This window comes from Holophaga foetida DSM 6591, assembly GCF_000242615.2.
Lineage (GTDB): Bacteria > Acidobacteriota > Holophagae > Holophagales > Holophagaceae > Holophaga > Holophaga foetida.
Genome location: NZ_KI912268.1, coordinates 3,059,670 through 3,073,781, shown reverse-complemented (window position 1 = coordinate 3,073,781; position 14,112 = coordinate 3,059,670). Strand labels below are relative to the sequence as shown.

Below are 14,112 nucleotides of genomic sequence, written 5' to 3'. Positions count from 1 at the left end.
AATCTGCATCGGGCGGGACAAGGTGATCGTCAAGCGCATCGCCTTCTACCGCAAGGACGAGGTCAAGCAGCAGGTGCCACTGAACCTCACAGAAGAGGAACTGGAGCGACTGCTGGGGGATATGCGACGGCTACTCACCCCCGCGTAGGAAGGACTCGATCCGCTCCTTGAGGGCTTTCGGGCCGATGCCCTGCTCTTCGAGGAGCAGGGGCTGGGAGCCGTGGGGCACGATGACATCAGGAACGGCACAGTGGAGGATCGGCTTCACGATGCCAGCCTCCGCCAGGGATTCAGCCACCGCAGAGCCGAAACCACCTGCGGCACAGCCCTCTTCCAGCGTGACCACCCGCGCCACTTTGCGACTCCACTCCCGGACGAGTTCGTGATCCAGAGGCTTCACGAAGCGTGCGTTGATGACGGTGGAGGAGAAGCCCTGGGCCTCCAGGTGTGCCGCCACTTCCATCGCCGAAGCCACCATGGAGCCGATGGCCACCATGAGAAGATCCACACCTTCCCGAAGGACTTCGCCCTTGCCGAGAGGCAGTGGCGAGATGGGACTCTCCATGGGAACGCCCTGACCCTGACCACGGGGATAGCGAAGAGCCGCCGGATGGCCGCAGTAGAGCGCTGTAAGCAGCATCCTGCGCAGTTCGTTCTCATCCTTGGGAGCCATCACGATCATGTTGGGCATGAGCCTCAGGAAGGCCATGTCGTAGAGGCCATGGTGGGTCGGTCCATCGGCGCCCACGATTCCCGCCCGATCCAGGGCGAAGGTTACAGGCAGATCCTGGAGACAGACATCGTGAAGCACCTGATCGAAGCCCCGCTGCAGGAAGGTCGAGTAGATGGCGCAGATGGGCCGCAGCCCCTGGGCAGCCATGCCCGCGGCGAAGGTGACACCGTGCTGCTCCGCAATGCCAACATCAAAGCACCGGTCTGGGAGGGCATCCTGGAAGAGATTGAGTCCGGTGCCATCGAGCATGGCAGCGGTGATGGCCACGATCTTTTCATCCCGCTGGGCCAAGTCCACCAGCGTGGTTCCAAAAACCTTCGTGTAGGAGGGCGGGACCGCCTGTCCCGAAGAGGCCAGCATCTCGCCCGCCTCGGCATCGAAAGCCGTTACCCCGTGCCACTTGCCGGGGTCCCTTTGGGCGGGGTCGTAACCACAGCCCTTCTTGGTCTGGACGTGAAGCAGGACAGGGCCCTCTTCCATCCAGACCTTGGCCTCTTCAAATCCCTTGAGGAGAGCCCCCATATCGTGGCCGTTCACGGGTCCCACATAGCGGAAGCCCAGATCCTCGAAGAGAAGCCCCGGGATCGCGATGCGCTTGAAGGCCTCCTCGCTCCACTTGGCAGCCTGGGCCAGCCGTCGGCTAACCCCCTTGATGGGAATGACCTTGATGGCCCCTTCGATGCGATCCCGCCAGCGGCGGTAGTACTGACCCGAGATCATCTGGTTCAGGTAGCCCTGGAGGGAGCCCACGTTGGGATTGATGCTCATGTCGTTGTCGTTGAGGATGACCATGAACTTCCGGGTCTCCAGGTATCCCGCCTGGTTGAGGCCTTCGAAGGCCTGACCGGCGGTCATGGAACCGTCTCCGATCACGGCAATGCTCGTATAGTCCTGCTTCTGGAGATCCCGGGCCTTGGCCATGCCCAGGGCTGCCGAGATGCTAGTGCTGGAATGACCTGCCCCGAAGTGGTCGTACGGGCTTTCGTCGCGCTTCAGGAATCCCGAGAGACCACCATGCTTGCGGAGGCTGGGAAACAGCTTCATCCGTCCGGACAGGATCTTGTGGGGATAGGCCTGATGCCCCACATCCCATACCACCCGGTCATGGAGGAAGTCGAACTCGTGGAAGAGAGCCACAGTCAACTCCACGACCCCGAGGTTGGAACTGAAGTGGCCACCGGTTTCACTGACGGAATCGATGAGGAAGGCCCTCACCTCCTTCGCAAGGCGCTCCAGCTGGGATGGTGTGAACTGGCGGATCTGCTGGGGAGCCGCAAGTGATTCGAGCATGGGATAGTAGTTCAAGAGGTTCGCTCCGCCATGAAATGCGCCCAGGCGATGAGGGCCTCGGGGTGGGGCAAAGGCTTCAGGAGCGTAATGGCCTGTTCCGTGGCCTCGGTCAGGGCCAGACGCGCCCCGTCCATCCCCAGCAGCATCGGGTAGGTGATCTTTCCACGGCCCTGGTCCTTGTTCACCCGCTTGCCCATCTGTTCGTCCGTGGAGGTCTCGTCCAACAGATCGTCCTGGATCTGGAAGGCCAGCCCCATAGCAGCACCAGCAGCCCTGAGGGCTTTGCGGCTCCCGGGATCTGCTCCGGCGGCCACTGCGCCCATCTCCAGAGAGGCCCGCAACAGGGCCCCGGTCTTGAGGCGATGGATGAGCTGAAGATGGTCAAGGCCGTAGGACTCTCCGGAACGAGTCAGGATCTCTCCAGCCAGATCCAGGGACTGCCCCCCCACCATGCCGCGCCATCCGGCAGCCTCGGCCAGAATTGAGACCAGCTCCACACGGCAATCCGCGCTCAGGGAGGACGCGGAGGCCAGCACCTGGAAAGCCTCCGTCAGCAGACCATCCCCGGCCAGGATCGCCTGGCCCTCGCCGTAGACCTTGTGATTGGTTGGCTGGCCCCGGCGCAGGTCATCGTCATCCATGGCGGGCAGATCATCATGGACCAGGGAGTAGGTGTGGATGTATTCCAATGCCAGCCCGCAGACGAGAGCATCCTCAGCACTCCCACCAACGCATTCCGCAGCCAGCATGCACAACACGGGGCGCACACGCTTGCCACCAGCCCGGAGGCTGTAACACATCGCCTCAGCCAGCCCCGGGGCCTCTCCGGACTCAAAAGGCTTCAGGTAGGCCGCGTCAAAAAGGGGCAGCAGACGCTCCAGATCCGATCGGACCTGGTCAGAAGAATTCAGTTTCACGAAGGGTCTCCATCCAAGGGCTCTGCCCGGTACTCTCCCCCGAGGCTCTGCTTGAGCACAAGGACCTTGCGCTGGGCCTCCGCCAGCTGGGTCTGGAGCGTCCGACTGAGCAGGACGCCCTCCTCGTATCGGAGCAGGGCATCTTCCAGGCTCAATTGTCCTCCCTCCAGCTGGTGGACCAGCCCCTCAAGGCGGTCCAGCCCATCGTCAAAGGAGAGGGGGGCGTTCGTCGTCATGGATCAATTCTAGTGTGCTGCGAAGGCCATCCGAAAAAAAACTCCGGGCCAGAGCCCGGAGTCCAGCAAGGCTAGGACAGCCTCAGTCCTTGCCCATGACATTGGCCAGATTGAAGATGGGCATATACATGGCGATCACGATGAAGCCAATGATGCCGCCCAGGATCGCGATGATCAGGGGCTCCATCATGGAGGTGAGGGACGCCACCGCGTTGTCCACCTCGTCCTCGTAGAAGTCGGCCACCTTGGAAAGCATGGCGTCCAGGGCACCCGTGGCCTCGCCTACCCCCACCATCTGGACCACCATGGGGGGAAAGACCTTGGTCTCCGCCAGGGGTGTGGAGATGTTCCGCCCCTGCTCCACCGCCTCCTTGCACTTCAGGATGGCGTTCTGGATCACCAGATTGCCCGAGGTACGGGCCGTGATATCCATACCCTCCAGGATGGGCACACCCGAACTGGTGAGGGTGCCCAGGGTGCGACAGAAGCGGGCCACGGCCACCTTCCGGAGAAGATCGCCGATGATGGGGATCTTGAGCAGCAGCACGTCAATCTGGAGATGCCCCGCCTGGGTCTTGTAGTACTGACGGGTGCCCACGACCACCACGATGATGAAGATCAGGACAATGGGGAAGTAGTTGATCAGGACGTTGGAGATGGCAATACAGACAATGGTCGGGACCGGCAGGGAGCTGCCCATGCCTTCATACATCTGGGAAAAGACCGGAATGACCTTCAGCATGATGACGGCCACCACGGCGATGGCGATGAGGATCACCGTGACGGGGTAGGTCATGGCACCCTTCACCTTCCCGGTCAGCTTCACCGCCTTCTCGATGTAGCCACTGAGTCGCTGGAGGATGACATCCAGGATGCCGCCAGCCTCGCCAGCCCCCACCATGTTCACATAGAGGTCATTGAAGGCCTTGGGGTGCTTGGCCATGGCGGCCTGGAGGGTGGCGCCCTGCTCCACATCCTGGCGAATGGATTCGATGATGCGTTTGAAGCCCTGGTTCTGCTGCTGGGAGCCCAGGATCTCCAGGCACTGGACCAGGGGCAGGCCCGCATCGATCATCACGCTGAACTGTCGGGTGAAGATGGCGAGGTCCTTGGACTTCACCTTCCCGAGGCTCTTGGTCTTCGCGGCCTGGGGCTTGATGGACAGGACCTGGACACCATTGCGCTTGAGGGTGGCGGTGGCGGAATCCCGACCATCAGCCACAATGACCCCTTCCTGCAGCTCTCCGAGCCGGTTCTTTCCTTTCCACACAAACGCTGGCATGGGCACCTCTTCCAAATTGATGAGACTAGGCTAAGGATAGGAGCCTATTTACCACTTGTGAAGCGATCAGGTGTATTTAATGTTGGGATTGCGTCCGCCCAGCACGCTGGAGGAGGGCGCCTTGGGACCGGAAGCGGCCTGCCCGGAAGTCGTTCCGACTCCACGATTGATCAGTTCCCGCAGTTCATCCGGGTTGCTGGAGTAGGTCATGGCCACATCCTGGGTGATATCTCCCCTGAGCACCAGATCGGAAAGACTCTGATTGTAGGTCTGCATCCCGTACTTCAACTGACCGGTCTGCATGGTGCTGTAGATCTGATGGATCTTGTCCTCGCGGATCAGATTCCGGATGGCGGGATTGGGGATCATCACCTCGATGGCCAAGGCTCTGCCCTTGCCGCTGGACTTGGGAATGAGGGACTGGCAGACGACCCCCTCCAGCACCAGGGACAGCTGGGCCCGGACCTGGGGCTGCTGGTGAGCTGGGAATACATCGATGATGCGGTTGATGGTCTGCACGCAGGAACTGGTGTGAAGGGTGCCGAAGGTCAAGTGGCCGGTCTCAGCAATGGTAAGCGCGGATTCAATGGTTTCCAGATCTCGGAGTTCTCCCACCAGCACCACATCGGGGTCCTGGCGCAGGGCCGAGCGAAGCGCCTTCTTGAAGCTGTGGGTATCCGCGTGGATTTCCCGCTGGTTCACCAAGCAGCGTTTGTGATTGTGGACGTATTCGACCGGGTCTTCGATGGTGAGGATGTGGAGGGGCTCTGTCTCATTGATGCGGTCCACCATGGCCGCCAGGGTAGTGGACTTGCCGGAGCCTGTGACCCCCGTGACCAGCACCAGCCCCCGGGGTTTATCGCAGAGGCTCTGGACGACGGCGGGAAGCCCCAATTGGTCAAAGGAACGGATGTTCTCGGGAATCGAGCGGAAGCACCCGGCGGTGGCCCCGCGCTGGTTGAAGACATTGGCCCGGAAGCGGGAGATGCCCTGGAGACCGAAAGAGAAGTCCACCTCCAGGTCCTCCTCCAGGCGATGCTTCTGCTGATCGGTCATTACGCCGTAGCAAAGCCACCGGGTCTGGGCAGCATCCAGGGGCGGCAGCTTGAGGGGCACCATCCGGCCATCGATCCGAATCTGGGGTGCCGAATCGGTCGTGATGTGAAGATCTGTGCCCCCGTACTCCACCATCGTACGCAGCAACTGCTGAAGCGGAACAACATAACTGGCACCATTGTCTGACATGGGGACCCCCTCCCTCTATAGAACGGTTTCTCGGACGATTTCCTCGATATTTGTCACACCATCGATCACTTTTCGACAACCCGAACGTCGCAGGGTGATCATGCCCTCCTTGACGGCCTGTTCCCGCAACTCCATGGCAGAGGCACCGGTCAGGACCATGTCCCTCAGCGTCTCGGACATTTCCAGAACCTCGTAGAGGCCCACGCGGCCCTTGAGTCCCTTCTTGTTGCATACCTCGCAGCCCATGCCCTTGTACAGGGTGACCCCCTTGGCCACCTCTTCTTCGGTGAAGCCGATCTTCAGGAGGGCTTCCGGGGGGGGTTGGTGGGGATCGGGAGCCTTGCAGTTGGAACAGAGACGCCGCACCAAGCGCTGGGCACAGATGATGTTGACCGAGGTGGCCACCAGGAAGGGTTCCACGCCCATGTTCATGAGGCGGCTGATGGTGCTCGGCGCATCGTTCGTGTGAAGCGTGGAGAGCACCAAGTGCCCCGTCAGGGATGCCTTGATGGCGATCTCAGCGGTCTCGAAGTCCCGGATCTCACCCACCAGGATGATATTGGGATCCTGCCGAAGGAAGGAGCGCAGGGCGGCAGCGAAGTTTAGCCCGATCTGCTCCTTCATCTGCACCTGATTGATGCCGGCAAAGTTGAATTCCACCGGGTCCTCGGCGGTCATGATGTTCACGTCCACCTGATTCAGCTTGGCGATGGAGGAGTAGAGGGTATTGGTCTTGCCGGACCCCGTGGGCCCCGTAACCAGAACCATGCCGTAGGGTTTGGAGATCTGGCGGTCCCATTGCACCAGACTCTCCGGCTCGAAACCCAGCTTGGTGAGATCCAGCATCAGCTTGTCGCTGTCAAGGAGGCGGAGAACGATCTTCTCCCCAAAGAGGCAGGGGAGGATGGACACACGGTAGTCGATGACCTTGTTCTGCCCAGAGAGGTTCACCCTCAGCTTGATGCGCCCATCCTGGGGCAGGCGCTTCTCGGCGATATTGAGCTTGGCCAGGATCTTGATGCGGGAGGTGACGGGATCCTTGAGCTTGAGATTGGGCCGCATGACCTCCTGGAGGAGACCATCGATGCGATACCGGATCCGATAGCTCTTTTCGTAAGGCTCCAGGTGGATATCCGAGGCTCCCTTCCGGATGGCGTCGATGAGCACCATGTTCACGAGGCGCACCACCGGGGCGTCCTCGCTGCCCTTCATGAGGGCAGATGCATTGATGTTTTCCTCCTCATCATCAAGGGTCGCGTATTCCGTGTCGACGTCGGAGAGCTCATCCTCCATGGCCTTGAGATCCAGGGCGGCATCCATGGCCCCATCGTCGATATGCGGTCCCTTCGAAGCCTGGCGCCCGTCCCTGGGGGCCGCAGCCCGCGCCGCCCCCTCCTCCCGCAACTTCAGGGCGCTGGACCCGCCATAATACTGCTCGATGGCCCTGACGAGTCCCATCTCCGAAGAGACTACCGGATCGATGTTGTAGCCCGTGTGGAAGCGCACATCGTCCATGGCGAAGATGTCCGTTGGATCGGACATGGCCAGGGTCAGCACATTCCCGCTTCGCTGAAGGGGGAGCACCTTGTGCTTGAAGGCCAAGTCCGCCGGAACCAGGGCGATCACCGAGGCCTCGATGGGAGGCCACTGTTCCAGGTCCGCCGCCGGGACGCCGTACTGCATTCCCAGGAAACTGACGATGTCCTGATCGGAACAGTACCCTTGGCGGACTACGATGCTGCCGAGCTTTCCGCCCTCCCGGCGCTGAATCCGGATCGCCTCCTCCAGCTGGGAGTCGGTGATGAGTTGTGCTTTCACAAGCATTTCGCCGAGCTTGCTGGCCAATGACGCCTCCGGAACCTGGGAATGTCGGCATTCTATCACCCAGAAACAGGTTATCGCCGCATTTGGTGTGGCGGTCCTGAAAGTGGATCACCGGGCGGACAGGCTAGCACAAATCCATGGACCAGCTATCCTTTGGGCATGTCCCCGTCAAGGCCCCCCCATCAGCGTATGGATCAGGTCCGGGAGCTCATTCGCGAGAAGGGGCTCTCGCGCCTCGATCTCGAACTTCTGGACGAGATGATCCGCCTTGGCGGCGGGGACCTGATGCCGCTTCTGGACCCCGCCCAGGCGGAAGGGGCGACCCCGCTGGACTCCCAGCCCCTCATGCAGCTGCGGCGGGCCTTCGGCCTCTTTCTGTCCTTCCTGAATCAGTTCTCCGACAAGCGCCTTGGCGAGGCAAGGCCCGCCATGGGCTTGGTCCTCCAGCACAGCCTCGGACACCTGGGCCAACTGGCCCAGACCGCCCACCACGCCCTGCTGAGCCACCACCAGGAGCCGGAATGGGTGGTCCAACTGCTGGACCTCATCGCCAGCCTGCGCACCATGTCCTCTTCCATCGGCTCCAGCGGGGAAGCCTGCAGCTCCGAACTATGGGTTGCCTTCCTCCACGAAAGCCGTGACCTCTTCCGGAACATCTTCCAGGTCCTGGAAGCGGACACCGGTGGCTCAACCCTGGCGACTCGCATCAACCAGCAGGTCAAGAGCCTGAACCGTGCCCTGACGACCAGATCCGGCCGCCCCCTGGAATCCCTCCGGAAGCTGGAGGCACTCCTGGAGAGCGCCCTGCCCGAGAACACCCGACGATTGGCAGAGCCCCTCCTCCTGGTCCAGTACGTCATCACCAGCCTGCGGATCACCCTGTTCCGCCCCCTGGATCGCGGCATCCATTGGCCAGCGGTGGAGCAGGTCCGGGGAAGCCTCCAGTGGCTCTGGAACCACCTGGGATGGTCCCTGCCCCGGATTGAGGAGGCCATTCTGGCCCAGAAGCTCCCGGAGGAAGTCCGCTCCCTGCTGAAACAACTGCGCCAGGACCACCCCCCCGCCTTCAAGATCGTAGCCCGCGCCCTGGCCAGTCATCTGGCCCTGCTGGCCCTGGTAGAGCAGATGGAGCCTGCCGCCAATGCTTCCACCCAGGACCGCTACGCGCTGGTGCCAACCTTCTACATCATCGAGACCGAACTGGGCCGCCTGGCGGATCGGGTCTACCACCCCCGAGTCGCAGAGCACCTTCCCAAAGGGAGCGAAGAGGCCCTGCTCCTGGGGGCCTTCCTGCGCCAGGCTGTCCTCTCCCTGCTCCAGGATCAGGCCACGATCCGTGGGATGCTCCAGCCTCCCCTGGTCAACAACGATGCGGACCAGTTGGCCAGCACCCTGGACAACCTCAAGGCTCTTCTCCTGAGCCACCAGCGCGTCCTGATGGCGGATCTGGTGGGCCTCTTCTCCCCGGAGTTGCGCAAGCGGCTATTTCCAGCTTCCCCTTCCCTGGCGGAAGAGGGCGACAGGCTCCGCCAGAGGCTCTTCCGCCTCTGGGAGCACCTGGATCCCACCTACCAGCAGATCCAGGTCCACCTGGAGCTGCGGGATATGCCCCGGCTCGCCCTTTCCCTGGCCCAGGCACAGAACCGGGTCATGGCCTTCCGTCGCAGCCCCGAATTCCTCCTGATCCGCAGCCAGGACCGGCAGGAGTTCGAAGGACTCGCCTCCCAGCTCATGCGCTCCCTGGATGCTCCAGATGAGATCACCCAGGCCCTGGGGGACGCTGTGGAGTTGGTGGGGGAAATCCTGAGGTTCCTGGATGTCTTCCTGCTCCGGATAAATGGACGAATCCCCTTGATCCGCCTGGATCTGACCCACGCCCAGGAGGCCCTCAGGGTCTGCAACCAACTCCTGGAAGGGGTGAGTCCTGGCCCGGATCGCTTCCGAGCCACCCACCAACTCATCCAGATAGGCAAGTCCATGGGGGTCAGGGACCCCCAGACCGTTCAGCTGCTCAAGCGCTGGGTGCGCGCCGAACGTGGGGGACGGGACGTGATGCCTTCCCTGGAAGCCTTCTCCTCCCACCTGAAGCACCTGTCCACACGCCTTGAAGCCGCCATGAACTGAGGTTTCGACATGGCCACCATCCACCTCCAGGAGATACAGACGAGCCCCCGCACGGCGGCCCTGCGAGCCGCCCTGGCCTCATGGGGGATGAAGGTCATCGAGGGCCCGGGAGAAGGCACCCTCATACTGGTAGGGGATCGCCCGGATCCAAAACAGATACCCATCCAAGGAACCGATATCCTGTGGTGGGTCCTCGAAGGGACCCCGGAAGAGGTCAGCGACGTGCTGTCCCGGCGCCCTGGATGGGTCATCCGCCAGGAAAGTCCGATGGAATCCGTCAAGGAGGCCCTGGAGCACCTAAGGAATCGGGATCTGGGCAGCGAGGGGTGGCTTCGCCAGATGATCCACATGGCCACCCTGGAGGAACTGCTTCGTCCCATCCTCGCGCGGGCCATCAAGCTCTCCAGCGCAAAGGCCGGGGCCATCTGGGTCAGGAGTGAAGACGCCTTCTACCAGCGGGTGGGCGAAGGTTATCCCGAAGCCCCCATCTCCATGGAGGAAGGGGCGGCCCTTGTCCAGGAAAGCCGGGCCTGGCTCCTCTGCCCTGGGGAACAAGTCGCCCTCATCCGCCTGCGGGAACCCCACGGAGATCCCCTGCATTTCCTGGGATTCATCAAGGACGTCGAGGAACTCCTGATTACGGCTTGGCAGCTTGAGAACAGCCGCTCCCTCTCCTTCCGCGACGATCTGACCGTGGCCCACAACCGGCGTTGCCTGGAGGCGGAACTCCCCCAGGCGATCCGCAACGCCGCCTCTCACAGGGAGCCCATTTCTCTGCTCTTCCTGGATGTGGACAACCTCAAGGCCCTCAACAGCCGATTCGGCCACCCCGCAGGCAGCCGGGTCCTCACCACGGTCGCCAAGGAGGCCCAGCGGATGATCCGCGCCCAGGACCGCCTCTACCGTTACGGTGGTGACGAGTTCTGCATCCTCATGCCTGGGACCCAGGCCCTCGGCGCTGCCAAATTGGGGGAACGCCTCATCCAGAAGCTCACGGAGCCTTCCGCCGATGGCATTCCCATCAGCGTGAGCATCGGCATCGCCTCCTACCCCGCCCACGCAGATGGTGCCGACCACTTGCTGGAACGGGCTGACCGGGCGCTCTTCAAGGCCAAGGATGAAGGCAAGGGCCGAGTCGTCATAGCCAGCTGATGCGATTCCGGGGGACCGCCCGGTCGCCTGTGGTTACTTGAAGGTCGCTGCCACGGACCTCAGCAGTGGCTCAGGGGCAGGATTCCGGATCAGATTCCGCATAGCATCGAACACCGATGCCTGGGGAGCCCGAAGCTCCAATGCCCCCTGAGCGAGGGACTCGATCGAGGCACGCCATGGATCCAGCCGCAGAGGCTTGCCTTCCCGTCGCCGTTCCACATCCAGCAGCACCAGGAGTAGGAGTTCCAGCCCCTGCCCAAGCTGCTCCCCCTGAGCCAGGGAAGCGTCCTTGTCCGGCAACAATGAGGCCGCAACCTCGGCGAAGGGCCTCCCGGCAAGAAGGGCCATCCAGGCTTCCACCTGAACCCGAGCCCGCTGGAAAGCCGCCGGTTCCAGGTACCGCAAAGTCCCGCCCGAGAGGGCCAGCCAGGGGGCCAACTCCGAGGCAGCCCACCCGGCCTTCAGAGCGACCTCCCCCAGATCCGAAGCAGCCAAGGGATGGAAGGGAATGCGCTCGCAGCGGGAGCGGATGGTCTGGAGCACAGCCTCTGGACGATGAGTCACCAGGAGGAAGCGGGTCCCCGCAGGAGGCTCCTCCAGGGTCTTGAGCAGAATATTGGCGCTGAAGCTGTTCAGGCGGTGGGCATCCTCGATGAGGATCCAGCGATGGCATCCGGGCGCAGGGGCCTGATGGGCCCAGCGGATGACACCCCCCTCCACAAGATCATCGTCCCGGATAGCTCCGATACGGATGAGGCCAGCCTTGCCCTCAGGGGCGATTCGCAGGAGGTTGGGCAGTTCCACCGGCAGGGGATCCGTTTCGAAGAGCCGACACCCTTCACAAACCCCGCAGGCACATCGGCGGAGACAGAGCTCCCGCTGGGGGAGCTCCAGGGCAACCCTGCGCTTCCCAATCCCGTCGGGGCCGGCAAAGAGCAGAGAACTGGAGAGGCGCCCTGTTTCAAGACGCTCCAGAAGCCGCTGGCGGACGGGCAGGTGCCCCTTCAGCCCTGGATGAAACATCACTCCACCGGGTGCCCCGAACTCCGGAGCAGGGGGCTCAGGTGGGCCCAAATGGCCTCATGCACCTCCTCCGGCGTACGGTCGGCGGGAACCAGGGTGACCCGCTGGGGGTCGCGCTGGGCGATGGCCAGGAAACGCTTCCTGACCCGGGTATGGAAGTCCAGCGTTTCGTTGTCGAAACGAGTCTCCTTGAATGCATTGCCCGCGGCCGCATTCCTGGCCCGAACCCGCTCCAGCGAGAGGGCCGGGTCCATGTCCAGGATAAGCGTCAGATGGGGACGGAGACGACCAAGCACCACCTCGCCCAGCTTGTCCATGGTGGCCTCGGATATCCCCTGGGCCCCCTGGTAGGCGCGGGTGGAGTCATCGAAGCGGTCCACCAGGATGAGGCGCCCGGACTCCAGAGCTGGACGGATGACGCTGGCGATATGCTGGGCCCGATCGGCATAGAAGAGGAGGAGCTCAGACTCTGGACACCATTTCTCTCCGGAAAGGTGGGGCGCCAGCAGCAGAGAGCGCAGCTCCTGCCCTAGAGGGGTTCCTCCGGGCTCCTTTGAGACGAGGGCAGGAACCCCCAGGCGAACCAGACGCTGCAGGAGCATTTGGATCTGAGTGGACTTCCCGGCGCCCTCCACGCCCTCAATGGTAACGAACAATCCTGCCAAACGGCCTCCAGCGCCAATGGGTCCTTATGAGCATACCCTGAGGCAGCCTCCGCGGGCATCCTGCTGCATATTCCTGCAAATGGGCCTATGCTTTGAGAAATTACTCCGGAGTGAGCCGTGCTCGAGTCCCTTCGATGCCCCAGCTGTTCTACCCACTACGGCCTCGGGCCCCAGCGGGTCAGGATCGGAATCCGCCGCGCCAAGTGCTTCCGTTGCGGCCATTTCTTCGACATCCAGGCGACCGTGGAGCGCCTCCTGCCCCCGCCCGAGGCACCGGCCCCAGAGTCCCTGTTCGACGAATTGCCGGGCTTTGCCGCAGGCGACCTGGCTGGCATCGAATTCCAGGAGGACATCTTCCAGGAGGAGCCTGCACCCAAGGTCGAGGACGTGGAGGCCCCCGCCTCCCTGACCCTGGGAGACCTGGATGTGACCGAAGGATCCATGGACACCACCCTGGTGGATTTCACGCCCCCGGCCCCCACGGATTCACGTTACGCCTCTGCCAAGGACGCCATCAGCCGCCTCCTCGGGGATGCCCCCCCCCCGAGCTCCGCTTCCCACCCCTTCCCCACCAGCCGCAGCTCCAACCCCATGGACGTGGAGGCCACGCTGGAAGCCCTTGAGAACACCCTGGGAGGAGTTCAGCCATCCGAGCTTGAGAGGAAGGCGCCTGAGGCAGACCTGGGCAGCACTGTGCGGATGAATCTCCAGGATCTCAAGGCCGCCCTCTCGGAGGAAGTCGACCCCGCTGCCCAGACCCTCTCCATGCCTCTCCCCCAGTTCCCAGCCCCCCTCAAGGCCACGCCAGCATCCGCACCCGTTCTCCCCCCCCCCCAACCGGCCCCTCTCACCGTACCCACCGCCCAGGATCCGAATCTGCTCAAGTTGAAGATCGGAGAGGACCTTTACGAGAATCTGTCCGTGGATCAGATCTCCACCTGGATCGAGCAGGGGCGTGTCCTGGAAAGCCACCAGGTCGCCCGGCAATTCAGCGAAAACTGGATCGAAGCCATCAAGGTCCCCACTCTCCGCCCCGTTTTCGACCGCATCAAGCGCCTGCGAAGCGTCCTGCCCGATGAAACGCCCGGTGCCGCCCCTGCCCCCGCGCCCGAACCAGCCAAGAAGAGCCTCTTCGGCGGCCTTTTTGGACGGAACTAGCCCATGTCCGCGCTTCTGCTCTCCGCCCTGCTGCTCCTGGCGCCATCCCAGGCCGATCCCGCACCCAAGGCGGTCGAGGCCGCTCCCAAGGCCCTGAGCTTCGCAAGTCAACGCCTCGACTTCAAGTGGGACCAGCTCATCCCCATGAACCTGGAGGTGGACGGCCTCAAGCTCAACTCCATCTTCTTCAATCGCAAGGATTTCCGACTTTTCAAGACCGTCGAACTGAGCGCCAGAGCCCAGATCGACGTGACGAACACCGCCTCCAAGGGACGCCGCCCGGGCTTCGCCGTGGCGGTCTTTGACAAGGAGGATCGTCTTCTGGGGGTGGCCAGCGGTGGCCCCCTGTTCGGGCGCTTGGCCGCCGGTGACACCAACACCTACGACCTGGACTTCTCCCGCGTCCTGGAGCGGCTCCCCAACGGGGCGTACTTCGTGTTGAGCGTGGAACTCTCGGACTGAG

Annotated in this window: 13 protein-coding genes; 5 read left to right on the top strand and 8 right to left on the bottom strand. The window is 62.8% G+C overall.

Going from position 1 to position 14,112, the window contains the following annotated elements; translation table 11 throughout:
- Positions 1 to 22: 22 nt before the first annotated feature.
- On the top strand, positions 23 to 148 hold the full coding sequence (locus tag HOLFODRAFT_RS25570) for a hypothetical protein (RefSeq protein WP_005036321.1): 126 nt from the start codon (positions 23 to 25) through the stop codon (positions 146 to 148).
- Here the strand turns inward: HOLFODRAFT_RS25570 and dxs are convergent.
- The 6 genes from dxs to pilB all read right to left on the bottom strand — a co-directional run bounded on the left by dxs (position 131) and on the right by pilB (position 7,548).
- The gene (gene dxs, locus HOLFODRAFT_RS0213830) at positions 131 to 2,023 is read right to left on the bottom strand and encodes a 1-deoxy-D-xylulose-5-phosphate synthase (protein ID WP_043486886.1); all 1,893 of its coding nucleotides are present in this window, start codon (positions 2,021 to 2,023) and stop codon (positions 131 to 133) included. The two genes, HOLFODRAFT_RS25570 and dxs, sit on opposite strands and share 18 nt — an antisense overlap.
- Before the next feature lie 11 nt (positions 2,024 to 2,034).
- A complete protein-coding gene (locus tag HOLFODRAFT_RS0213825) occupies positions 2,035 to 2,940 on the bottom strand; it encodes a polyprenyl synthetase family protein (protein WP_005036318.1) in 906 nt (301 codons plus the stop codon).
- On the bottom strand, positions 2,937 to 3,176 hold the full coding sequence (gene xseB, locus HOLFODRAFT_RS0213820) for an exodeoxyribonuclease VII small subunit (RefSeq protein WP_005036315.1): 240 nt from the start codon (positions 3,174 to 3,176) through the stop codon (positions 2,937 to 2,939). Before xseB ends, HOLFODRAFT_RS0213825 begins: the two co-directional genes overlap by 4 nt.
- An 82-nt stretch (positions 3,177 to 3,258) precedes the next feature.
- A complete protein-coding gene (locus HOLFODRAFT_RS0213815; RefSeq protein WP_005036312.1) occupies positions 3,259 to 4,458 on the bottom strand; it encodes a type II secretion system F family protein in 1,200 nt (399 codons plus the stop codon).
- 66 nt (positions 4,459 to 4,524) lie between these two features.
- Positions 4,525 to 5,703, bottom strand: a complete 1,179-nt coding sequence (locus HOLFODRAFT_RS0213810; protein WP_005036310.1) for a type IV pilus twitching motility protein PilT — start codon at positions 5,701 to 5,703, stop codon at positions 4,525 to 4,527.
- Between the two features lie 15 nt (positions 5,704 to 5,718).
- The gene (gene pilB / locus HOLFODRAFT_RS0213805; RefSeq protein WP_005036308.1) at positions 5,719 to 7,548 is read right to left on the bottom strand and encodes a type IV-A pilus assembly ATPase PilB; all 1,830 of its coding nucleotides are present in this window, start codon (positions 7,546 to 7,548) and stop codon (positions 5,719 to 5,721) included.
- A 138-nt stretch (positions 7,549 to 7,686) separates the two neighbouring features.
- Between pilB and HOLFODRAFT_RS0213800 the strand changes: the two genes are divergently transcribed.
- Positions 7,687 to 9,651: a hypothetical protein gene (locus HOLFODRAFT_RS0213800; RefSeq protein ID WP_211237968.1), complete on the top strand. Its 1,965-nt coding sequence runs from the start codon at positions 7,687 to 7,689 to the stop codon at positions 9,649 to 9,651.
- A 9-nt stretch (positions 9,652 to 9,660) separates the two neighbouring features.
- Positions 9,661 to 10,803 (top strand): GGDEF domain-containing protein, encoded by a 1,143-nt coding sequence (locus tag HOLFODRAFT_RS23370; protein WP_005036304.1) that lies wholly within the window; start codon positions 9,661 to 9,663, stop codon positions 10,801 to 10,803.
- Positions 10,804 to 10,836: 33 nt separating this feature from the next.
- Here the strand turns inward: HOLFODRAFT_RS23370 and HOLFODRAFT_RS23365 are convergent, their stop codons facing one another.
- Together HOLFODRAFT_RS23365 and tmk are read right to left on the bottom strand one after the other, a co-directional pair.
- Positions 10,837 to 11,826, bottom strand: coding sequence for a hypothetical protein (locus tag HOLFODRAFT_RS23365; protein WP_005036302.1), 990 nt, complete (start codon positions 11,824 to 11,826; stop codon positions 10,837 to 10,839).
- Positions 11,826 to 12,482, bottom strand: coding sequence for a dTMP kinase (gene tmk / locus HOLFODRAFT_RS0213785; protein WP_043485826.1), 657 nt, complete (start codon positions 12,480 to 12,482; stop codon positions 11,826 to 11,828). The genes HOLFODRAFT_RS23365 and tmk overlap by 1 nt, the downstream gene beginning before the upstream one ends.
- A gap of 126 nt (positions 12,483 to 12,608) precedes the next feature.
- On the opposite strand from tmk, the gene HOLFODRAFT_RS0213780 reads away from it, so the two are divergent.
- Together HOLFODRAFT_RS0213780 and HOLFODRAFT_RS0213775 are read left to right on the top strand one after the other, a co-directional pair.
- Positions 12,609 to 13,649 carry a zinc ribbon domain-containing protein gene (locus HOLFODRAFT_RS0213780; protein ID WP_005036298.1) on the top strand — a complete coding sequence of 347 codons (1,041 nt, stop codon included), beginning with the start codon at positions 12,609 to 12,611 and terminating at the stop codon, positions 13,647 to 13,649.
- Positions 13,650 to 13,652: 3 nt separating this feature from the next.
- Positions 13,653 to 14,111 carry a hypothetical protein gene (locus HOLFODRAFT_RS0213775; RefSeq protein ID WP_005036296.1) on the top strand — a complete coding sequence of 153 codons (459 nt, stop codon included), beginning with the start codon at positions 13,653 to 13,655 and terminating at the stop codon, positions 14,109 to 14,111.
- The last annotated feature ends 1 nt before the right edge of the window (position 14,112 follow it).